At 68.9% G+C, this 20,822-nt stretch carries 23 protein-coding genes; 12 read left to right on the plus strand and 11 right to left on the minus strand.

Features of this window, described 5'->3' with window-relative positions:
- The first annotated feature begins 68 nt into the window (after window positions 1-68).
- On the plus strand, window positions 69-710 hold the full coding sequence (locus H0H10_RS39735; protein WP_223179613.1) for a hypothetical protein: 642 nt from the start codon (window positions 69-71) through the stop codon (window positions 708-710).
- Window positions 711-801: 91 nt separating this feature from the next.
- On the opposite strand, the gene H0H10_RS09260 is transcribed toward H0H10_RS39735, so the two are convergent.
- The 4 genes from H0H10_RS09260 to H0H10_RS09275 all read right to left on the minus strand — a co-directional run bounded on the left by H0H10_RS09260 (window position 802) and on the right by H0H10_RS09275 (window position 3,571).
- Entirely contained in the window at window positions 802-1,371 is a 570-nt protein-coding gene (locus H0H10_RS09260) for an SMI1/KNR4 family protein (RefSeq protein ID WP_188180373.1), read from the minus strand.
- 531 nt (window positions 1,372-1,902) lie between these two features.
- Complete coding sequence (locus tag H0H10_RS09265) at window positions 1,903-2,331, minus strand: VOC family protein (RefSeq protein ID WP_188180374.1); 429 nt, start codon at window positions 2,329-2,331, stop codon at window positions 1,903-1,905.
- A gap of 278 nt (window positions 2,332-2,609) precedes the next feature.
- Window positions 2,610-2,777 (minus strand): hypothetical protein, encoded by a 168-nt coding sequence (locus H0H10_RS09270; RefSeq protein ID WP_188180375.1) that lies wholly within the window; start codon window positions 2,775-2,777, stop codon window positions 2,610-2,612.
- 191 nt (window positions 2,778-2,968) lie between these two features.
- On the minus strand, window positions 2,969-3,571 hold the full coding sequence (locus H0H10_RS09275; RefSeq protein ID WP_373566826.1) for a CGNR zinc finger domain-containing protein: 603 nt from the start codon (window positions 3,569-3,571) through the stop codon (window positions 2,969-2,971).
- Window positions 3,572-3,677: 106 nt separating this feature from the next.
- Between H0H10_RS09275 and H0H10_RS09280 the strand changes: the two genes are divergently transcribed.
- Window positions 3,678-4,460 carry an MBL fold metallo-hydrolase gene (locus tag H0H10_RS09280; protein ID WP_309141763.1) on the plus strand — a complete coding sequence of 261 codons (783 nt, stop codon included), beginning with the start codon at window positions 3,678-3,680 and terminating at the stop codon, window positions 4,458-4,460.
- Window positions 4,461-4,805: 345 nt separating this feature from the next.
- On the opposite strand, the gene H0H10_RS09285 is transcribed toward H0H10_RS09280, so the two are convergent.
- Both H0H10_RS09285 and H0H10_RS09290 read right to left on the minus strand, forming a co-directional pair.
- The gene (locus H0H10_RS09285) at window positions 4,806-5,459 is read right to left on the minus strand and encodes a response regulator (protein ID WP_188180378.1); all 654 of its coding nucleotides are present in this window, start codon (window positions 5,457-5,459) and stop codon (window positions 4,806-4,808) included.
- The gene (locus tag H0H10_RS09290) at window positions 5,456-6,655 is read right to left on the minus strand and encodes a sensor histidine kinase (protein WP_188180422.1); all 1,200 of its coding nucleotides are present in this window, start codon (window positions 6,653-6,655) and stop codon (window positions 5,456-5,458) included. Before H0H10_RS09290 ends, H0H10_RS09285 begins: the two co-directional genes overlap by 4 nt.
- A gap of 123 nt (window positions 6,656-6,778) precedes the next feature.
- Here H0H10_RS09290 and H0H10_RS09295 point away from each other — a divergent pair, with 123 nt between their 5' ends.
- The 4 genes from H0H10_RS09295 to H0H10_RS09310 all read left to right on the plus strand — a co-directional run bounded on the left by H0H10_RS09295 (window position 6,779) and on the right by H0H10_RS09310 (window position 10,056).
- A complete protein-coding gene (locus H0H10_RS09295; protein ID WP_188180379.1) occupies window positions 6,779-7,735 on the plus strand; it encodes an SDR family NAD(P)-dependent oxidoreductase in 957 nt (318 codons plus the stop codon).
- Between the two features lie 60 nt (window positions 7,736-7,795).
- Complete coding sequence (locus tag H0H10_RS09300) at window positions 7,796-8,470, plus strand: SGNH/GDSL hydrolase family protein (protein WP_188180380.1); 675 nt, start codon at window positions 7,796-7,798, stop codon at window positions 8,468-8,470.
- Between the two features lie 223 nt (window positions 8,471-8,693).
- Window positions 8,694-9,335: a TetR/AcrR family transcriptional regulator gene (locus H0H10_RS09305; RefSeq protein ID WP_188180381.1), complete on the plus strand. Its 642-nt coding sequence runs from the start codon at window positions 8,694-8,696 to the stop codon at window positions 9,333-9,335.
- A gap of 361 nt (window positions 9,336-9,696) precedes the next feature.
- Complete coding sequence (locus H0H10_RS09310; RefSeq protein ID WP_188180382.1) at window positions 9,697-10,056, plus strand: hypothetical protein; 360 nt, start codon at window positions 9,697-9,699, stop codon at window positions 10,054-10,056.
- Window positions 10,057-10,206: 150 nt separating this feature from the next.
- Here the strand turns inward: H0H10_RS09310 and H0H10_RS09315 are convergent, their stop codons facing one another.
- Window positions 10,207-11,244, minus strand: a complete 1,038-nt coding sequence (locus H0H10_RS09315; RefSeq protein WP_188180383.1) for a LysR family transcriptional regulator — start codon at window positions 11,242-11,244, stop codon at window positions 10,207-10,209.
- A 130-nt stretch (window positions 11,245-11,374) separates the two neighbouring features.
- On the opposite strand from H0H10_RS09315, the gene H0H10_RS09320 reads away from it, so the two are divergent.
- The gene (locus H0H10_RS09320; protein WP_188180384.1) at window positions 11,375-12,826 is read left to right on the plus strand and encodes an MFS transporter; all 1,452 of its coding nucleotides are present in this window, start codon (window positions 11,375-11,377) and stop codon (window positions 12,824-12,826) included.
- A gap of 36 nt (window positions 12,827-12,862) precedes the next feature.
- On the opposite strand, the gene H0H10_RS09325 is transcribed toward H0H10_RS09320, so the two are convergent.
- Window positions 12,863-13,843: a GlxA family transcriptional regulator gene (locus H0H10_RS09325; RefSeq protein ID WP_188180423.1), complete on the minus strand. Its 981-nt coding sequence runs from the start codon at window positions 13,841-13,843 to the stop codon at window positions 12,863-12,865.
- A 124-nt stretch (window positions 13,844-13,967) separates the two neighbouring features.
- Here H0H10_RS09325 and H0H10_RS09330 point away from each other — a divergent pair, with 124 nt between their 5' ends.
- Window positions 13,968-14,933 (plus strand): NADP-dependent oxidoreductase, encoded by a 966-nt coding sequence (locus tag H0H10_RS09330; protein WP_188180385.1) that lies wholly within the window; start codon window positions 13,968-13,970, stop codon window positions 14,931-14,933.
- A gap of 30 nt (window positions 14,934-14,963) precedes the next feature.
- Window positions 14,964-15,167, plus strand: a complete 204-nt coding sequence (locus H0H10_RS39745) for a hypothetical protein (protein ID WP_223179614.1) — start codon at window positions 14,964-14,966, stop codon at window positions 15,165-15,167.
- Between the two features lie 47 nt (window positions 15,168-15,214).
- Here H0H10_RS39745 and H0H10_RS09340 read toward each other — a convergent pair whose 3' ends face one another.
- Window positions 15,215-15,598, minus strand: a complete 384-nt coding sequence (locus H0H10_RS09340) for a winged helix-turn-helix transcriptional regulator (protein ID WP_188180386.1) — start codon at window positions 15,596-15,598, stop codon at window positions 15,215-15,217.
- 101 nt (window positions 15,599-15,699) lie between these two features.
- On the opposite strand from H0H10_RS09340, the gene H0H10_RS09345 reads away from it, so the two are divergent.
- A complete protein-coding gene (locus tag H0H10_RS09345; protein ID WP_188180387.1) occupies window positions 15,700-16,101 on the plus strand; it encodes a RidA family protein in 402 nt (133 codons plus the stop codon).
- On the opposite strand, the gene H0H10_RS40955 is transcribed toward H0H10_RS09345, so the two are convergent.
- Window positions 16,076-16,597, minus strand: a complete 522-nt coding sequence (locus H0H10_RS40955) for an ester cyclase (protein WP_309141764.1) — start codon at window positions 16,595-16,597, stop codon at window positions 16,076-16,078. The two genes, H0H10_RS09345 and H0H10_RS40955, sit on opposite strands and share 26 nt — an antisense overlap.
- A gap of 84 nt (window positions 16,598-16,681) precedes the next feature.
- A complete protein-coding gene (locus tag H0H10_RS09355; protein ID WP_188180388.1) occupies window positions 16,682-17,479 on the minus strand; it encodes an IclR family transcriptional regulator in 798 nt (265 codons plus the stop codon).
- Window positions 17,480-17,891: 412 nt separating this feature from the next.
- Between H0H10_RS09355 and H0H10_RS09360 the strand changes: the two genes are divergently transcribed.
- Together H0H10_RS09360 and H0H10_RS09365 are read left to right on the plus strand one after the other, a co-directional pair.
- Window positions 17,892-19,304 carry an MFS transporter gene (locus H0H10_RS09360; RefSeq protein ID WP_188180389.1) on the plus strand — a complete coding sequence of 471 codons (1,413 nt, stop codon included), beginning with the start codon at window positions 17,892-17,894 and terminating at the stop codon, window positions 19,302-19,304.
- 189 nt (window positions 19,305-19,493) lie between these two features.
- The gene (locus tag H0H10_RS09365; RefSeq protein WP_188180390.1) at window positions 19,494-20,582 is read left to right on the plus strand and encodes an S-(hydroxymethyl)mycothiol dehydrogenase; all 1,089 of its coding nucleotides are present in this window, start codon (window positions 19,494-19,496) and stop codon (window positions 20,580-20,582) included.
- Window positions 20,583-20,822 lie beyond the last annotated feature (240 nt).

Genomic DNA, 20,822 nt, shown 5'->3' on the forward strand with positions numbered 1-20,822 from the left:
CGAGTGACCCCATCCACGTGAGTATGCGTACTCACGTGCAGGGGGAGGCTTGATCGCAGACTGTGCGCATGAGACGAACCCCCGCCTTGACCAGCACGTTTGCCCGTTCCCGGCGCCGCCAGCGGCTCACTCTCGTCGTAACCGCCCTTTCTGCACCGGCACTTGGGGCGTGCGGTACCGAGAAGACGAACGCCGACGGAGAGCAGACCAAGCCCGCAGACGCCGTCGGGGCCCGGCCCGACGCGCCCTTCAAGGCGATGCTGGACGAGATCGCGCAGTCGTGTCCCCCGAGCGCCCCGCCAGAGGCGCCGCCGTCGGGTCCGGCGGAGACACTGCCGTCCGGTTCGGTCGAAACAGTGCCGGACGACGCGATCGAGCCCATCGCCCCCACTGCGGGGCCGGAAGTGGAGTTGAACGCTCGCGACTGGTGCGCGAGCGCCCTGCACGAAGAACGCATCGCTCAGGCGCTCTGGGATCTGGCGGAGCCCACCCCCACCAAGGTCAGGGCGATCCTGAACGACCTCGGCTATGTAGACGAGCGCATCCACGACCTCAAGCAGTCCGGTGCGGCCACGCGGTTCTTCCTCGACCTGCGTGACAAGGGCGGACGGCTCTGCTTGGAGGGCTCGGCAGCCGGCGAGCAGACGGTCGTCGACAAGTGTGTGGCCCCGGCAACCGGCCCGTTCACGGCTGGAGGGCGGAAGCAGTGACCCGTGCTGCTCCAGGTCATGCGCTTGGAGCACGGCGGCCCGGCTCTGCTCACCAACACCAAAGCACAGCGGCGGCGGTGCTCCTGCTGTTTCACGACCAGACGAGTCGCCCTTCGGCAACCTCACACACCGGATGGTTTCCGTCGGCGATCTTCGTCAGCATCTCCGCTACGGAGTCGAAATAGTGGGCCAGCGATTCGTACTCGCCCGTGATCGTGATCTCTCCCACGAACCACCTGCCGACACGCCCGTCCCGCACGTCGACGAACTTTCCCATCCAGCCGTCCTGGTCCGACACGAACGGGATCCACTCATTACGCCAGAACGGATGGTCCGGCTGGTCCGGAGGGTCGAATCCACCGGCTACGGAGCGGTTCGCGTAGAGCTTCTCCATCGCCCGGATGCCCAGAAAGAAGCTTCCCTCGTCCGGGAACCCGGCGAAGCCGCAACATGCCACATCGTCGTCCACATCTTCCTCAGGAAGATCCAGATTGTTCTGCAGCAGCCACGCCCGCAGGTCGTAAGGGAGGGGGACACCCATCCGTTCCTCGGCGGCCACGAGCATCTGTTCCGTAGCGGGCCCAGGCAGATCCGCGTGATCGGCCGGGGCGTGCTGCCGAAGAAGATTCATCACGCGGGACCAGCTCTCCGCCACACTCATTCCCCTCTGCCCTCTCTACACGGATGCCTTCGCGTGACTGCGCCACCGCGGGAGTTGTGGAGCGCCGACCGGAGAGCCTCGCAGGGATCGTACTCCGAGCAGACCGAGTGACCTCCATGGCGCCAGCGAGGACGACATCCGCCGTGGCGTCCTGCACGAGGAACTGCAACGGCCGCCTGGCGAGGCCGTCGAGTACACAGACCGAACCGCCCTGCTCCTGCGCTTCCTCGTCGAATCCCTCTCGGGCCCCCGGACCAGCTGGCCGGAGCCCGCCTCACCCCTCACCACACGACGTCAGTTGCCCAAAACCGGCCACCGACTCCAGGAGCAGGTCGGCCGGTTGCGGGAACAGGATGCCGACATCGTCACCAACACAGCCACCGCCGCCGACCTTGCGCGCTTCCACCAGCAGGCCCGCCAGACGGTGTTGTGGGCATTCACCCGCTATGGCCTTCGGGCTCGGGGACCACCCGTCAAGAGGGAACGCCGCCGCTCGACGACGGCTCCCCACTTCGCCGGCACGGAGGACGCTCAGTCGATACAGAACTCGTTGCCCTCGATGTCCTGCATCACGATGCACGAATCGTTGCCGTCGTACAGGAGTCGCACGCGTACCGCGCCGAGCGGGACCAGCCGTGAGCATTCGGCTTCGAGCGCGGCCAGGCGCTCTTCCCCCACGAGCCCGGTGCCGACCCGAACGTCAAGATGCACCCGATTCTTGACGACCTTGCCTTCGGGAACGCGCTGAAAGTACAGTCGCGGACCCACACCAGAGGGATCACTGCAGGCGAACCACGAACCCCGATCCTCGGGAGCCTGGGAACGGTTGAAGTCGTCCCACGTGGCGAACCCTTCCGGTGGCGGCGGTACGACGTACCCCAACACCTCGCACCAAAAGCGAGCGAGACGCTCGGGTTCTGCACAGTCAAAGGTGACTTGGAACTGCTTGATCGACGACACAGGCGCACCATAACAGGGGCACTCATCTCCGGGTAGGAGTGCGCGAGTTGACGGGGGAGTGGCCCTTGCGAGGTGCTGCTGCGCCGTGGGGCCGCAGGGGCTGTCCCAAGGTCACGCCTTGAAGCCGGGCATCCTCGCTGCCGGCAAGGCGTACAGCAACGAACCCGTCCGTGAGTATCCGTGACGGCGGGGAATCCACCACTCGATCCGGAGAAGACCGACAGCCGCGCCGCCCGCTCAAGCAAGAGACCATGCGGCGGACGGTCGGCCGCAACGTCTCAGCCGGCCCGAGCGAACGGGGCCGCGTCGCCACCGTCGTCGACGTCGCCCTGGCGGCCGCCGCCGTCACCGCCACGGTGTTCGTGATGCACAAGGACGGCGGCTTCCACCGCCGGCACCTTCTCGCCGATGCCCGCCGCCACCTCGCCCTCGTCCAGCGCGGCCACCTTCGCGAGCCCGGTCTGGACGAGCCTCGAAGGCGCAGGCGTCGCCGACCCCTAGGCCATCCTGGACGGCCCGCAGTGGGTGGAGTGGCGCGGCGGCACCGTCCACGAGTTCAGCGCCGCCTGAAGAAGCTGTTCCCGGGGCGAATGCCAGTGGCGCCGCGACGGCTCGGCGATCGATGTCCGGGTGCTGGTCAGGTCCGTCCGGTGCGGCGGGCGTAGGCGCGGGCGGCGCGGGCGCGGTCGCCGCAGCGGGTGGAGCACCAGTGGCGGCGGCCGTGGCGGATCAGGTAGCGGTTGCAGGGGGCGGAGGCGCAGGCGGTGAGGCGCTCTGCGTCGGGGCCGGTGAGGAGGTCGGCGGCGTCGGCGGCCAGGGCTGCCAGGGCGTGGTCGACGAGTTCCGAGGTGGGGTTGGGCATGGCGCGGTAGGGGCCGCTCTTGTCGTCCCAGGCCAGCAGCGGAGCGGTGGGCACGCGGGTCAGGGTGTCGTTGATCGCGTTGACGGCGGCGGGCAGGGCGGGGAGCCCCGCGACACGGGACGCGAACAGTGCCCGGACCTGCTCGCGCAGGGAACGCAGCTGTGCGGCGCACATGTCGAGCATGCCCGCGTCGACAGGGGTGAGGCCCTGCTGCGTCAGCCACTGGTCGGCCCCGGCAGGCGTGCCGAGCTCGTCGACGAAGTGTCCGCCCGGCAGCGCGACGGCGCTGTTGACCAGGGCGAGCGAGGGGTGCTCCTCGGCCCCCGGCGCCGGCGGCAGCCCGGACTCGGTGATGACGCTCTCTTCCATACCTCTCATGGTACGACCTGCTCGCAACCATGACTCACGGTTGAACTTGCCCTCATCCGTGATGCCTGCCTATAGTCGCATCACGGTTCACGCAAATCTATCCATGAGGTTTTTGGTGTCTGCTTCCCCCGCGACCACGCAGTTCCCCGTCCGCGTCTTCGGTGGTCCCACGGCCCTGTTCGAGTACGGCGGCCTGCGCTTTCTGACCGACCCCACCTTCGACGCCCCCCGCACCTACCCCGCCCCGCCCGGCGCCCCGGCCCTGACCAAGACCGCCCCCTCCACCGGCACCCCCGCCGACCTCGGCCCCGTCGACGTCGTCCTCCTCTCCCACGACGAGCACGACGACAACCTCGACAACGCCGGCCGCGCTCTGCTCGCCGACATCCCGCTCACCCTCACCACCACCGGCGGCGGCGCACGCCTCGGCAAGAAGGCCAAGGGGCTGGCCGACTGGGAGTCCATCGAGCTGGACCGCCCCGGCGGCGGCACACTCACGGTGACCGCCGTCCCCGCCATCCACGGACCCGGCACCCGCGAAGAAGTCGAACCGATCGCCGGACAGGTCATCGGCTTCGTCCTGACCGGCGAGGACCTGCCCACCGTCTACGTCAGCGGCGACAACGCCTCCCTCGACGCCGTCAGGGAGATCGCCGAACGCTTCACCCCCATCGACACCGCGATCCTCTTCGCCGGCGCCCCCCGCTTCGCGGAAATCTTCGACGGCGGACTGATCGTCCTGGACAGCGCCCAGGCCGCCGAGGCCACCGAGATCCTCGGCGCCCGCCGCGTGGTGCCCGTCCACTTCGACAGCTGGTCCCACTTCACCGAGGGCCGCGACGAACTGGAGGCCGCCTTCACCGCCGCAGGTCTGGCCGACCGCCTGCAGCTGAGCTGAGCGCAGCCGGCCCTCTTCCCTTCCCGTGGGGGGCACCCCCCACGCGGAGCAGCCCCTCGTGTTGCTGCCTGTCATCATCGCCACCGCCCGCAAGCGGTGACACCAGAGCGGATCGCCGTAGACGGCCGGGCAGAAGGTCTCTGATGCCGCTTCAGTAGTCTGCCTGCCCTGTGGGCATTGCGGGGGCGGTGGGGAAACTTGCCGGGCAGCAGGTAGGGGGGAGGCTTCGTCCAGGGCCCGGTCACCGGTGGTGGAGCCAACGACGGCGAGTCCAACCTGCTGTGGATCACGACGGCCGCGCCGTTGCAGATGTACCTGCTGGCTGCCGTGAATTGAGCAGAGGCGTCAGTCGGGAGTGATGCCCGTGAGGACGGCGAGAACGGCGAGGCGGATGCGGTTGTCTCGGCCCGTCTTCGCCATCAGGCTCGCCACGTGCGTTTTCACCGTGGTGACCCCGAGATGCAGCCGGTCGGCGATCTCCTTGTTGGACAGGCCCACGCCGAGCAGGCCGAGTACCTCCCTCTCGCGCGGGGTGATGGCCGGTACCGGGAGGTCCGTAGGGCTGTCGGAGGAGGAACGGGCGTGGAGAGCCTGGGCGACGAGGCGGTTGAGGATGTCCGGGCTGAAGGGGGCCTCTCCGCCCGCGGCCCGGCGTACGGCGGCCAGGAGTTCGGCCGGTGGGGTGTCCTTGACGAGGAAGCCGCAGGCTCCGGCCGCGAGCACCGGGTACAGATGGTCGTCGTCGTCGAACGTCGTGAGGGCGACGACCCGGGTGGCGGGACGCGCCGCCAGGATGCGGCGGGTGGCCGTGATGCCGTCCATGCCGGGCATTCTCAGGTCCATGAGGACGACGTCGGGAGTGAGGCGTTCAGCCAGTCGTACCGCCTCCGCTCCGTTGTCCGCCTCGCCCTGGATCTCGATGTCCGGAGCCTGCTCGAAAAGCATGCGCAGTCCCATGCGGACGAGCTGCTGGTCGTCGACGACGAGGATGCGGATCACAGCTGGGACTCCAAGTCGGGTGCGAAAGCGGGCAGTTCGGCCGTGAGGCGCCAGCCCCGAGCAGCGGGGCCCGCATCCAGCCGGCCGCCGAGCAGGTCCACGCGTTCACGCATGCCGATCAAGCCGTGTCCGGACGGGCCGGGGGCCGGTGGCCGGGTGCGGCCGGCCCCGTCGTCGTGGATCGTCACGTGTACGGCGTCATCGGCCAACCGCACGGCCAGCTCGGCGTGTGCGCCGGGTCCGCCGTGCTTGGCCGCATTGGCCAGGCCCTCCTGCGCCAGGCGGAGGACCGCGAGGCCCCGTACCGCGTCGAGCCGCGCGACACGGGGATCCACGGAAGCGGTCACTGCCAGGCCGGTCTGGCGGCTGTGTTCCACCACCGACTCCAATGCCGCCGGCAGTGCCCCGGGCGAGACCAGGGAACCGGTGTCCGGACCGGCACTGTCCGGGGCGCGCAGCACAGCCACCAGGCGCCGCAGATCCTTCAGTGCCGCACCGGCACTGGAGTGCAGGTCGTCGAGGACTTCGGTGATCCGCGGGTCGGTGCTGCTGGTGGCGGCGACGACATGCCGGGCGACACCGACGCGCAGCACCATGGAGGAGACGTGGTGGGCCACGAGGTCGTGCAGCTCGCGCGCGATGGTGGTGCGCTCCGCTGCGCGGACGGCCAGCAGCTGTTGTTCGGCGCGGGCTTCCTGCTGTTCCGCGTGCTGACGGGCGTGCACCGCGGCGTCGCGGGTCACGCGTACGTACGCGCCCAGGAGCAGTGGCAGGCCTGCGACGGCGCCCATCTTGTAGAGCACGGGAAGAAGTCCGCCGGGCAGGTCGTCGAGACGGTTCACGGCGACGGCAAGCGCCAGTGCCGTCGTCCCGGCGGCCAGGCGGCGCCCGGGCTGCCGAACCGCCAGCTCGAAGAGAGTCACGGCGGCCAGCACCTTCAGCGAAGAAACGATGCTCGCGCCCAGCGCGTGTGCGACAACGAGCAGGACCGACTGCGCCACCAGCGCGCCGAACGCCCACTTACCCGCAGCCAGGCACAGCACGAGCCCGGCTGCGGCAACGCCCCAGTCTTGCTCTCCGGGCCGCTGCAGCAGCAGAAAATCGCCGACCAGTAAGCCGGCGAGTACGAAGGCCCGTATGACGGCGAATCTCCTGTCGAACGCAAGCTCGATCCAAGATCGGTTCACGCGGTCCACGATAGGCGGACGCCCGTGCTCCTGGGGTCCTGCCATGGGAGGAGGGCAGCTCCTCCCACCGGCCGCGAGGTCCGGCCCGAGGAGGGAGTCGTGTGCCCGGGACGGGCTGCCACTGTGCTCGTCATGGATACGAACGCGAACACGACTACTAAAACGAGTGCGAATCCCGCGGCCACGGGGCGACGGTCCCTCCTCGGTGGCGCTGCCGCCCTCGGCCTGGCGAGCGCGGCCTTCGGCAGCACTGCCCATGCGGCCGGTGCCCCGTCCAGGTCCCGCACCAAGACCGGCCGTTTCCAGGGAAAGTCGGTGCTCATCACGGGTGCCACATCGGGTATCGGCAGGGCGGCGGCGATGGCGTTCGCCGCGGAGGGTGCCCACGTCGGATTCTGTGGCAGGCGAGCCGCGTTGGGGCGCCAGGTGGAACGGGAGATTCGGGACGCGGGCGGCGAAGCCACGTACATCCAGGCCGATGTCCGGATAGCCGCCCAGGTACAGAGCTTCGTGGACCGGGTCGCGAGCCGTTACGGCGGCATCGACGTGGCCTTCAACAACGCCGGCATCGGTGGCGGCAAACTACCCCACGAGATGAGCGTCGAGGAGTGGGATGACATCCAGGCCACCAACGCCCGAGGTGTGTTCCTCGCGATCAAGTACGAGATCCCGCACATGCTCAGGGCGCAGCGCGGCGTCATCATCTGTACGTCGTCGTCGGCGGCCGAACAGGCGCGGCCGAACGGCGCCGCCTACACCGCAAGCAAACGGGCGGTGCAGGGCATGGTGAAGTCCGCGGCGCTCGCGTACGGGCCCAAGGGAATCAGGCTCAACGCCCTGCTGCCCGGCACCACCGACACCCCCTTCGTCCGCCCGCCGGGAATCCCGGACGCGGAATGGGCCATGTACAAGCAGGCATGGGGGCCGCTCAACGTCGACGGTCTCGAACGGATGGCCGACGCCGAGGAGATCGCGCGCGCGGTGCTCGGGCTCGCGTCCGACGACTTCCCGTACATGACGGGTGCGTCGGTCACCGTGGACGGCGGAAGCACCACGGGCCGGAAAATGATCCAGCCGAGCGGCACCTGAGGCTGGGCCAGGGGACGGCTCCGCGTTGACTTTACATACGGTCGACCGCATTCTTAAGTTATGACTTCGACATCCTTCACCGAGGAGACCGACCCGTTCTGCCTGGCCACGGTCGACGCTGCGGCGATGCTGTTCGATGCCCCCTGGCAGCGCTACGCCGTGATCGGGGACAGCCTCTCCGCAGGGACGGGAGACAAGAGTGTCGGCTACGGGAGCGAGGGCTGGTCCGATCGATTCGCGCACGTTCTGCGGCAGGTCAGGCCCGATCTGGCCTACCTCAACACAGCGGTGATCGGTGCCACGACGGTTGACACCCTCGACCACCAGATCGACGAGATGCGGGACTTCGCCCCGGACCTGCTGCACCTCCCGTGCGGCGCCAACGACCTCCTGCGCCGCTCACCGGATTTCGGGGAGATCGAACAGAACATGCGCAAGATGTACGGCCTGGCCGCTGAGACGGGTGCGCAGCTCACGACGTTCACCCTGGGACGCGCCTACGTCGTGCCGGTCTTCCCCGACTGGACGGAGCGCGTTCTCACCCTCAACGACCTCACACGCGCCGTTGCCGACGAGTACGACGCCGTCGTCGTCGACATGTGGGATCACCCCGTCAACTCCAGGGAGAACCTGCTGAGTGCGGATCGCATTCACTTCTCCACGTCGGGCCAGGCCGTCATCGCGAGCGAGATGGTGAAGGCACTGGCCGCGACCCTGGCCCGCCGCACGCTCTGAACGCCGGTGCGGCAGCACGCCGGTGCGGCAGCACAGGGAGGAAGGCGCGTCGAGCAGGGGGCGCGAGCCGTCGTCTGCCGCTGATGCAGCTCCTCGGCCGCGGACGTGGTGGACGAACCCCTGGCAGGGTCCGTCCACCACGTCCGCGCGCCACAGCGAGAGCATGAATGGGAGGGCCGTCCCACGCGCAGCACGCAAGCACACAAGAGGTACGATCGACCGTATGGACACTGGGGCGCGAGCGTTCATCACGCGGGCAGATACGGTGTCGATCACTGACAAGCGCCTGCTCAAAGGGGCACGAGCGCGTGAGACCGCGCTTCGGCGCGCCGTCGACATCGCCTCCCTGGATGGGCTGGACGACGTGAGCTTCGGCCGTCTCGCGACCGATACGGGAATGAGCAAAGCGGGCATCCAGACCCTCTTCAGGTCCAAGGAAGTGCTCCAGCTCGCGACCATCGATTATGCGCGCGAGATGTTCATCGACGCGGTCGTCCGCCCGGCAAGGGAAGCGGCACCCGGAGTCGACCGGCTGCGCGCTCTGATAGAGCACTGGATCGAGTACGCCAGAACCCCGGTGTTCGAAGGCGGCTGCTTCATCGTCGCCAACATCGCCCGTTTCGACAGCAAGCCGGGAACGATCCGTGACGCTCTCGTTCGCAGTCATCGGGAATGGCTCGACACCATCGGGAAGGAATTGCGGAACGCCGTCGGATCCCATGAGGCCGCGGAACTCGACATCGACCTGGCGGTCTTTCAGATCGATTCCGTGCTCCGCGCGGCCAACACGGCTCTGCGCCTGGGAGACGAAGACGTCATCACCAAGGTTCGCCGCACCGTGGAAAATCTTCTGGAAGCGGCCTGAACCCTCGTTTCGAGCGTGAGCAGCTCGGCGTATCGGGACCGCCGGCGGCCGGTCGTCAAGTCCGCGGCGAGTCGGGCCAGACCCGGCGCGAGTGCGTGATCACTGATCTGGGCCGGCATGGAGATCCCGGCGCGCACGTACGCCGCTCCCGGCGGACGCTGGGTGATCAAGCGGTGCTTGAGCAGGCCCGACCCCGGCCCAATGGGCTCAGCCGCTTTTATCGGGGTGAGTTTCCTTTGTCAAGTCCCGAGTTTTTGTGGCATGACGTGATGTGTCCGGTGAGGGCTTACTGGAGGCATGGGTCGCCGTGGAGCGGTGGACCTGCCCACATCTCGACTGTTCTAGCTGGAGGAGAGTTCCCATGCCTCGTATCTCTCGGACGCAGCGCCTTGTGACGGCTGCCGCTTCGACTGCCCTTGTTGCTGGGGGTGTGCTGATGCCGACGGGTGCGTTTGCTGCTCCGGCTACGCCGCATGCCGGCGCCGTCACGGCTACTGCGGGCGATCATGGTTCGTACAAGAAGGACGGCCATGGCAAGAACAAGAAGTACAACAAGTACGGCTATCACAAGAACAAGAAGGACAACAAGTACAAAAAGTATAGCCCGTTCGGTGGCATCAGTAACGGCAACAACAATGGTCCCGTGACCATCATCGTCATCGGGAACAACAACACCGTCAATGGCAATGGGAACGGCAATGGGAACGGCAACGTTTTCTGACCTGAAGCCCGCGGGCGTGTAGCGGGTTCACGGCCTGGCCGGGCGGCAACGCCCGGCCAGGCCGGCCGTCCGGGAGCCGAACGATCGTCCCTGTGGGTGGGAAAAAGGTGAGGCCCGGGGACACTGTCCCATCCGCGCCCCTGGAATGTTTCAACGGGGAACTACCGCTGGGTGTGCCCTGACGCGCCCCTGATGGAGCTGATCCGCGTCACTCGGCCCCGCCCCGGCCCGGGGCGTCGGCGGCCTCTCGCGGTCACCTTCGAGTGCCCCCGTCGCCGCCCTGCGGGAATGCCCCCGCGTCATGTCCCTCGCTATCTCGCGGGCCATTGCGGCGAAGGTCTCCATCGCGCCGGTGGCGTCTCCGGCCCGCCACACCAGGCCGTAGCCGGTCGGCTCCGCGTCGGCGAAGGGGACGTAGGCGACACCGGGGCGGGCGTAGTACGTCGCCGCGTGCGCGGGTACGAGCAGCGCTCCCTGGCCGCCGGCGACCAGCATCAACGCCTCCTGCATATTCGTCACGCCGGGGCCGCGGGCGATCGGCCGGCCGCTCGGTGTGTGCGCGGGGACGTGATGCTCAAGCCAGTAGTCGGGCACGTTGCCGGCGATCGTGAGCAACGGCACGTCGGCCAGGTCCTCAAGGGACACCGACTCCCGGACGGCGAGCGGATGAGCCGAGCCGATCGCGAGCGCGCGCTCCTCCACGAGCAGCGTCGGCCCCGCGCCCAGGTCCTCCTCGCGTACGGGTAGTTCGGTGATCTGGACGTCGAACTCTCCCTCGCGCAACTGCCCGTACGGGTCGGCGAGCGGCACCTCACAGATCTCCACGGCGAGACCGGGGTGACTGACGCGCAGCGCCTCCGTCGCCCTCATGACGATCTCGCCGGTCAGCGGATTCGCGAAGCCGACGTGCAGCACGGTGTCGATGCCGCGCGCGGTGGCGGCCGCCCGCTCCAGGGCGGCTTCGATCGCCCGGTAGTGAGGTTCCAGATCGGTGCGAAGCTGCCGGCCGAGCGAGGTCAGGGCGACGCGGCGGCTGGTGCGCGTGAACAGCGGGGCGCCGACGCGGCGTTCAAGTCGCTGCACGAGCTGGCTCACCCGGGCTCGGGACAGCCGCATCCGGTCGGCCGTGCGACCGAAGTGCAGTTCCTCGGCGAGGAGCAGGAAACACTCCAGTTCATCGCGTTCCATCGACTTCCCCAGGTCAAGCGGATCGGTAAGCGTGGTTGAACGAACGTTGCGATCTTTGCCGTTGTTCCCGCCGGCGCCCTGATCGATGGTGATCGCACCGACAGCATCCCTACACCATCGAGGAACTGAGATGAGTGCACAGAAATCGGCGGCCGCCCTGAGCGCACGGGACTGGGGAGTCCTGCTCGTCCTGTGCGGCGCGATCTTCCTGGAGGGCATCGATGTGGCCATGCTCAACGTGGCTCTGCCGTCCATCCGCGCCGACCTCGGTCTGTCCACCGGCTCCCTGCAGTGGGTCATGAGTGCCTACGTACTCGGATACGGCGGCTTCATGCTGGTCGGCGGACGTGCCGCCGACCTCTTCGGGCGCCGCCGGATGTTCGTCTTCTGGCTCTCGGTCTTCCTGCTCTTCTCCGGCCTGGGCGGGTTCGCCACGGAGGAGTGGATGCTGATCGTCGCCCGGTTCGTCACCGGAGTCGCCGCCGCCTTCATGACACCTGCCGGCCTGTCCATCATCACCACGAGCTTCGAAGAGGGCCCCCGGCGCAACAAGGCCCTCCTCTTCTACTCCGGCACAGCGGCCGGCGGCTTCTCGATCGGCCTGGTCGTCGGCGGGCTGCTCACCTCGGCCGGCTGGCGCTGGGTGTTCTTCGCCCCCGTCGTCCTCTCGGCGCTGATCCTGATCGCGGCGCTCGCCTTCGTGCCCAGGCAGCCGCACCCGGACCGCGCCGGCCAGGGCATCGACCTGGTCGGCGGCATGACCATCACCGCCGCCGTCGTACTGCTCGTCCTCGGAGTGGAGCGCGCCAGCCATACGAGCCCCGCCTGGACCGTGGGCACCCTCGGGGCGGGCCTCGCCTTCCTCGCCGCGTTCGTCGTCACCGAACGCCGCTCGGCATCCCCGCTGGTTCGTCTCGGCATCTTCCGCAGCGGTGCCCTGGTCCGCGCCAATCTGGTCGGACTGCTCTTCGCTGCGGGCTTCTTCGGCTTCCAGTTCCTGGTGGTCCTCTACCTCCAGGAACTGCGCGACTGGTCGACCCTGCAGACCAGCTTCGCGATGATCGTCATCGGCGTCGACGCGATCCTCTCCCCGGTCCTCACACCCCGGCTGGTGAACCGCTTCGGCAACGCCCGGGTGATCTTCGGCGGGCTGCTTCTGGCATCACTGTCGTACGCCCTGTTCCTGCCGGTCGGCGCCGACTGGACATACCTGGCGATGTTTCCCAGCCTGATCACCCTCGGTCTTGCCTTCTCCCTCGCATACGGCCCGCTCACCATCGTCGCCACCGAGGGAGTGCGGGAAGAGGAGCAGGGTCTGGCCGGCGGACTGCTCTACACCTCCTTCCAGTTCGGCGCCGCGATCGGCCTCTCCACCGCCACCGCCGTCAACGTCGCGGCCACTGCATCGACGTCATCGGCCGCGCTGCTCGACGGCTACCGGGCGGCCCTGTGGGTTCCGCTCGGCGCAGCCCTCCTCGCCACTCTGATCACCGCCTTCGGACTGCGCACCGGGCCGGCGGCCACGGTGGCCGCATCGGGCGAACCCGCCGACCGTCCCACCGAGATCCCTGCCTCTCACTGACCCCTCATCGGTAAGGAGCGCACCTTGCGTGAGCACTCATCGCGCTGTCGTCGGCTCCGGCGCGTTGTGCGCCCGGCGGTAGGCCGCCGGGGACAGGCCCACATAGGTGTGGAACTGCTTGCGCAGTGCGACCGGGTCGCCGAAGCCGCAGGCGGTCGCGATGCGGGCGACGGGCAGGGTCGTGGACTCCAACAGCAGGCGTGCGTGGGCCAGTCGGCACTGGGCCAGCCACTTGAGTGGGCTGACGCCCGCCTCCTTGCGGAAACGGCGGGTGAAAGTGCGCACGCTCATGTGCGCGTGTCGTGCCATGTCCTCCAGCGTGATCGGTTCGGCCAGCCGTTCCAGTGCCCACTGCCGGGTCGCCGACGTGGAACGGTCGGTGTCCTGAGGTACCAGGTGCTCGATGAACTGCGCCTGTCCGCCCTCGCGCCACGGCGCTGCGACGCACCGGCGTGCCGCGGCCGCCGCGACCGTCGCCCCGTGGTCCAGCCGAACCAGGTGAAGGCACATGTCGATGCCGGCCGCGCCGCCTGCGGACGTCAGGATGCGACCGTTGTCGATGAACAGCACATTCGGATCGACCTCGACGTCGGGGAACAGCCGCGCGAACGTGTCACACAACGCCCAGTGAGTGGTGGCTCGCCGACCGTCGAGCAGTCCGGCCGCCGCGAGCAGGAAGGCCGAGGTGCACAGACTCACGATGCGGGTCCGCGGCGGGATCAAATCCAGTACCGCGGCGACGTCGCCCGGCAATGTCCCCGTTTCGAGCAGGTCGGCGCTGGGCTCCAGGGTGGCGATCACCACCGTGTCCGCGGTCCGCAGCAGCGACTCGTCGTGGTCCACGACGATCTGGAAGTCCTCGTGCGTACGCACCGGTCGGCCCCCGATCGAGAAGGTCCTCACCGAATAGAGGCGAGTCCCGTCCGGAGTGCACGCTTCGTTGAACACCCGGGCCGGGATGCCCAGATCGAGGGGCAGGACTCCGTCGAGAGCGAGAACGGCAACGTTGTGCGGCATGGCCGGAATGGTACGACAGGTGTCCCTCAGGCCACTCACTCGCTGCCGTGACAGCACGGCAGAGTGGATCTCGCCGGGCTCGGCCCGGCGAGAGGACGTACGGAACAGACATGAGCGAGGAAGCATGAGCGAGCAGACCATGCGCGCCGTCACGATCAAGGAATTCGGGGGCCCGGAGGTTCTGACCGCCGAGCAGGTGGCCCGCCCCGAACCGCTGCCGACCGAGGTGCTGGTGCGTGTCCACGCCGCCGGCGTCAACCCGGTGGACTGGAAGACCCGCGCGGGTCAGGGCATGGCGGGAATGCAGACGTTCCCGCTGATCCTGGGCTGGGACGTCTCGGGTGTCGTCGAGGAGGTCGGCTTCGGCGTCACCACGCTCGCGCCCGGCGACGAGGTGTACGGCATGCCGTGGTTCCCGCGCGTCGCGAACGCCTACGCCGAGTACGTGACCGCACCGGCGCGCCAGTGGGCCCGCAAGCCGGCCACCCTTGACCACGTGCACGCGGCCGCCGTGCCGCTGGCGGCGCTGACCGCCTGGCAGACCGTGGTCGACACCGCCCACCTGCGGGCCGGCCAGCGCGTCCTGATCACGGCCGCCGCCGGCGGCGTGGGCCACTTCGCGGTCCAGTTCGCCCGGCACCTGGGCGCCCATGTGATCGCCACCGCCAGCGCCGCCCGCCACCCCTGGCTGAAGGAACTCGGCGCAGACGAGACCATCGACTACACCACCACCCGCTTCGAGGACGCCGCCGCCGGTGTCGACGTCGTCATCGACCTGGTGGGCGACGCGCATGACCGGACCAGCACCCGCTCGCTGAAGGTCCTGCGCCCGGGCGGCCTGTTGGTGGCCGTCCCGGCCGGTGTCTCCCCGGAACTGGCCGCGGCCGCCGAAGCGGCCGGCGTGCGGGCCACTCCGTACCTGGTCGAGCCGGACGGCGCAGCGCTGACCACGATCGCAGGCCTGATCGACGCCGGTGAGGTCGCCGTCGAGGTGGAGGAGACCTTCCCGCTCGAGCAGGCCGGCGCGGCCCACTCCCGCGGCGAGGCCGGCCGCACCCGGGGCAAGCTCGTCCTGACCATCGTCAACTGACCACCGTAGCAAGGCGTTTGAAGTGGCGGCGTGTCCTACGAGATCCGCCGCTACCAGGCCCGGCCCGGCCGCAGCGAGGAGTGGGTGCGCTACGTGGAGGACGTGGTCGTCCCGTTCCAGGCCCTGCTGGGCATGGACGTGACTGCCTCCTTCGTCGACGTTCAGTTGTGGCACAGGATGGCTCGGCAGCCCTATGAGGGGAAGCGCGGGCCACGTCGGTGGCCGCCAACGTGAGATCGATCAAGGAATCGCGCAACGCGCGAGTGTGTCGCGGCGTGCCGTCAGGCGTCGAAACGGCCGCGTGCACTCTCGATGTGACTGAGGTGCTGGTGGGTCCAGCCGCATATGGCGTCGACCGCGGTGCGCAGGTCCCGGCCCGGCTCGGTGAGGGTGTACTCGACTCGCGGCGGCACGGTCGGGTGCACCTTCCGGTCGACCAGGCCGTTGCGTTCGAGCATGCGCAGGTTCTGGGTGAGCATCTTGTGGCTGACGCCCTCGACCTCGTTCCGCAGCTCGCTGAAGCGCAGGGTGCGCTCGCCGAGCGCCTCGATGATCAGGAGTGCCCACTTGTTGGCGACGTCCGAGAAGATCTCCCGCGCCAGGGAGTCTGCGCGCCGCAGGTCAGCGTCCTCGGGCAGGCCCGTGAGTTGCCGCTTGGTCACCATCAGGTTCCTCAGTCACCGAAAAGTGCGTTCTTCCAGGTCAACCGTCACTCTCCTACAGTTTCCGGGTAACTACAAGAGAGCGAACCGGAAGGGTGAGCACCGTGGGCACCATTGACGTCTTCAACTACAACGTGCCGGCAGAGAGCGACTTCGGCTACTCACAGGCGATCAAGTCCGGCGAACTGATCCACGTCTCTGGACAGCTCTCGTTCGATGAGGCAGGTGAGTTCCTCTACGCGGGCGACTTCGCCGCCCAGCTCAAGCAGACCTACGCCAACATGGACAGGGTCCTGGACCACTACGGCGCCACCCGGAACCAGATCGTCTCGCAGACCCTGTACGTGGTGAACCTGCGGCAGAACGCCGCGGCGACGGCGGAGGGCAACCTGGGGTATTTCGGCGACCACCGCCCGGCCAGCACGGTCTTGGGCGTCACTGAACTGACCTTGCCCGGCCAGGTCGTCGAAATCAGCTTCGTCATCGACACGAAACTGCCCGCTTGAGGTCTCGTTCCCATAGCCCTTGTTTTCCGGCCGGCGCGGTTTGATCTGCCCCGCGACCGCGTTCGCGTCCTCCGCGGTGAGGGCGCTGGCAGTACGCGCACCCGCTGCCCCGCGCTGCCCCGGTCACCACCGCCGTCGTTCCGTCAAGCGCCACGGGCGAACCCAGTCCCATCTGGGTGGCGATCGCGAAGTAGTCCTCCAGGTGCCAGGTCCGCACGATGCAGCCCTCGACCACCTGATGGAAGTCGGCCGCCCGGAACTCGACCTCGCGGCCGGTGCCCTCCACGCCGAGCAGCCCGGTGTGCTTCGCGCGGTTGACCGCCCAGGTGGGTGCACGGCTTCTCGACCGCACGCGGCAACGCACACGGCTCACCGAAGCGGGAGAGGCCTTCCTCCGGGACGCACGCGATCTGTTGCGCTCGTCCGAGCAGGCCTCGGCCGCGGCCCGGGCCGCCGGGCAGCCGCATCGACCCGCGACCCGGGGGCCGCCCCGCACCCGAGGGCCCCCCGGGCGAGACCATCGAGGACAAGCTCGAATGGATGGCCGCCGGGCAGGCCGTGGCGCTCCGGCCGAGCGGGCTCAGCCGACGTACCCCATGCGGCGGCTGATCTCCTCGGCGCCGTTGATCAGCACGGGGGCGAGCTCGTGGATGCGCTGCTCGGTGAAGCGGTACTCGGGGCCGGAGGCACTGAGGGCGGCGACGACCTCACCGCTGTGAGACCGGATCGGAGCCGCCATCGCGTGCAGTCCGATCTCGAACTCCTCCAGCGTCACCGCGTAACCACGCTCCCGCGCCTCGGCGAGATCCTTCTCCAGCTTGGTCCTGGAAGTGATCGTGTGGGACGTCAGCTTCTGCATCCCGGACGCCGTGAGCACTGCGGCCCGCTCTGTCGCCGGCAGGTGGGCCAGCAGGATCTTGCCGCTGGAAGTGACGTGCAGCGGCGTGAGCTGCCCGACCCAGTTGTGTGTGCCGATCGCGCCCGGGCCGCGCACCTGGTACAGGTTGACCGCGTAGTGCTCCTGCAGGACGGCGATGTTGACGGTCTCGCCGATCTCCTCGCTGAGCCGCTCGCACACCACCCGGCCCTGCTGGGTGAGGTCGAGCCGGCCCGTGACCGCGCCCGCCAGACGCACGATCCCGAAACCGAGCCGATACTTGCCCCGCTCGGCCGCCTGCTCGACGAGGCCGCGCACCTCCAACGCCCCGAGCAGGCGGAACGCGGTCGATTTGTGGACGTCGATCTCGGCCGCGACCTCGCTCACCCCCGCCTCCCCACGCTGGGCGAGGATCTCCAGGACGCTGATGGCACGGTCGACGGACTGCACCCCACCCGCCGCGGGAGCCGCTACTTCACCGTCTGCCGTGTAGTTGCTCATGGCGCAACTATACGACCGGACCGTGTCACGATCAGGGTGGATCGGGCTCGCCGGGGCGTGCGGGCTGCCAGATGATCCGGCACTCCTCGGCCTCCGGCGCGAAATCGCTGCTCAGTTCCTCCGGGACGGGCGGGCATGCGCCGCCACGGTGGCACGCACGCGGCAACGGCTGGGGGCTGAAGGGGCGTGCCGGAAGTTACAAGACCTTGTGCAGCTTGTCTTGACGCCGACACACTATCGATGTTCTGTTGCGCATGCAGGAACGCGTTCTTCTCGACGCAACCCCTGCGGCGTGGGTCGTCAACCGTGATGTCGCCGCCCAGGCCGACCGGTTTCTTCGAAGCCGGTACCGCCGGAGGGGAGTCACGGTTCGCGGGCCACGCAGTCCCCGTCCCCCACCCCGGGAGCTCAGATGTCCATCCGTGCCATCGACGAGGCGCCGCTGACCACATTCCATCGCAAACTCACCGTGGCCTGCGCCGGAGGTCCGTTCCTGGACGGCTACCTGCTCAGCATCATCGGCGTCGCGCTGATCGGCATGAGCAACGAGCTGAACCTGAGCGCCGGGGACGAGGGCCTCATCGGCGCCGCCGCCCTGGTCGGCATCTTCGTCGGGGGCCTGTTCGGCGGAGTCCTCACCGACAGGCTCGGCCGCGAGGCGATGTACACCATCGACCTGATGGTCCTGGTCGGCGTATCGGTGCTGTCGGTTTTCGCAGGCGAAAGCTGGCAGTTCGTGGTGCTGCGCTTCGTCCTCGGCGTGGCCGTCGGGGCCGATTACCCCATCGCGACGTCCCTGCTGGCCGAATGGGTGCCGAACCGGCACCGCGGCCGACTGCTCGGGATCCTCATCCTTGCCTGGTACGTCGGCGCCGCCGCCGCATATGTGGTCGGCTACGTCATGGCCGAGATCGGTGGCGCCGGTGCCTGGCGGTGGATGCTCGCCTCGGGCGCCGTGCTCAGCGCCGTCGTCCTGCTGATGCGCATCGGTACGCCCGAGTCCCCGCTGTGGCTGGTGAACAAGGGCCGTACCGCCGATGCCCAGAAGTCGATCGAGCGGGCCCTCGGCCGTACCGTCCCCATCGACGACCTGCTGGCCGCCTCGGCCGCCGAGCAGTCCATGGCCCAACACCGGTTCCGTGACCTGTTCCAGGGCGCCTACCTGCGGCGGACGCTCTTCTGCGGCCTGTTCTACATGTGTCAGATCACGCCGATGTTCGCCCTTTACACCTTCGGGCCGGCCATCCTGGGTTCCTTCGGTCTCGGCGAAGGCAACGCCAGTAACCTGGGCTCGGCGCTGATCAGCATCGTGTTCGTGGCGGGCTGTATCCCCGCGCTGCGGCTGGTGGACCGGGTGGGGCGCCGTCCCGTCATCGTCTGGTCGTTCGCCCTGATGGCGATCCCGCTCGCGGTGCTCGGCGGCGGTGACTCGCTCCCCATCGCGGTGGTCATCGTGTGCTTCTGTGCCTACGCCCTGCTCTCGGGCGGCCCCACGGTGCTGGAGTGGACCTATCCCAACGAGTTGTTCCCCACCGGCATCCGAGCCACCGCGGGTGGTGTGGCCACCTCGATCAGCCGTATCGGCGCCGCGGCGGGCACCTTGCTGCTCCCCATCTCCCTGAGCAGGCTCGGCATCGGTACGACCATGCTGATCGGCGCCGGCATCACCTTGCTGGGCTGGCTGGTGTCCCTGGCGTGGGCCGAGGAGACGCGGGGCCGCACGCTGGCGGAGACCAGTGCCGTCCCGGTCGGGTCCCGGCGCCCCTCGGCGGCCGACGAGAAGCGCGGAGCCGACCTGCGGGAGAGCGACCTCGAACGATCCTGACAGCGCACGCGCCGAACAGGATGACACGCAGCCGACCGGCCCCCTCGGGGGCCGGACAGTTGCGTGCCCGGCAGGTCCGTCCCCCTGGAGCCCACGTTCTTCCGGCGCCCGCTTGACAGCGGTCACCCACAACCAGCACGTCCGGCCGAACCTCGGATTCGGCCGTCGCCCTCAGCGAGGAGAACGACAGTGACACACGAGGTACGCGCCGTCGTCGCCCGGCAGAAGGGCGCGCCGGTCTCGGTGGAGACCGTCCTGGTGCCGGACCCCGGCCCGGGTGAGGCGCTGGTGCGGGTACAGGCCTGTGGGGTCTGCCCCACGGACCTGCACTACCGGGAGGGCGGGATCACCGGCGAGTTCCCCTTCCTGCTCGGCCACGAGGCCGCGGGGGTGGTCGAGTCGGTCGGTGAGGGTGTCACCGAGGTCGCGCCCGGCGACTTCGTCGTGCTCAACTGGCGTGCGCTCTGCGGTGGTCGGTGCCGGGCCTGCCGTAACGGCAAGCCGTGGTACTGCTTTGACACCCGCAACGCCGGCCGGCCGATGACGCTGGCCGATGGAACCCCGCTGTCCCCGGCCCTGGGCATCGGTGCCTTCGCCGAGAAGACCCTGGTCGCGGCCGGCCAGTGTACCATGGTGAACCCGACCGCCTCGCCGGCCGCGGCGGCACTGCTGGGTTGCGGTGTGACGGCCGGGTTCGGGGCCGCGGTCAACACCGGGGGCGTCGGCCGCGGTGACTCGATCGCGGTGATCGGCTGTGGGGGAGTGGGCATGGCCGCCATCGCCGGCGCCAAGGTCGCCGGCGCGGCCCGCATCATCGCCGTCGACGTCGACGAGCGGAAGTTGCGATGGGCCGAGACGTTCGGCGCCACCGACACCGTCGACTCCTCCAGGACCGACGCTGTCGAGGCCATCCGCAGGCTGACCGGCGGCTTCGGCGCCGACGTCGTCGTGGACGCCGTGGGCCGCCCGGAAACCTACAAGCAGGCCTTCTATGCCCGCGACCTGGCCGGCACCGCAGTCCTCGTCGGCGCGCCCACCCGGGAGCTGACCGTCGAGCTGCCCCTGCTGGAGGTCTTCGGCCGGGGCGGGGCGCTGAAGTCCTCGTGGTACGGCGACTGTCTGCCCTCCCGGGATTTCCCTGCGCTGATCGACCTCTACCTGCAAGGCCGCTTCGACCTGGCGGGTTTCGTCAGCGAGAAGATCGCGCTGGACGAGGTGGAGTCGGCGTTCGCCAAGATCCATCGCGGTGAGGTCCTGCGCTCGGTGGTGGTCCTGTGACGGTGCGCATCGAGCACCCGGTCACCTCCGGAACCTTCGAGTCGGACGGCGGCGGTGGTCGGGAGGTGGCGGGCACCCGGCCGCACGGGAGGCCGGCCCGCTCTTGACAACGGCCCGAATCGAACGAAAGCATGTTGCGCATAGCGAGTTTGGTTGTGTTATCTGAGACAAGCGAGTCCATCGCTTCCGCTCCGTCGAATGGTCGGGTGTCCACCCTCGGCCGACGGCTCCCCTTCCCCG

It is taken from the genome of Streptomyces griseicoloratus (assembly GCF_014534645.1).
In the GTDB taxonomy this organism is placed as follows: Bacteria; Actinomycetota; Actinomycetes; order Streptomycetales; family Streptomycetaceae; genus Streptomyces; species Streptomyces griseicoloratus.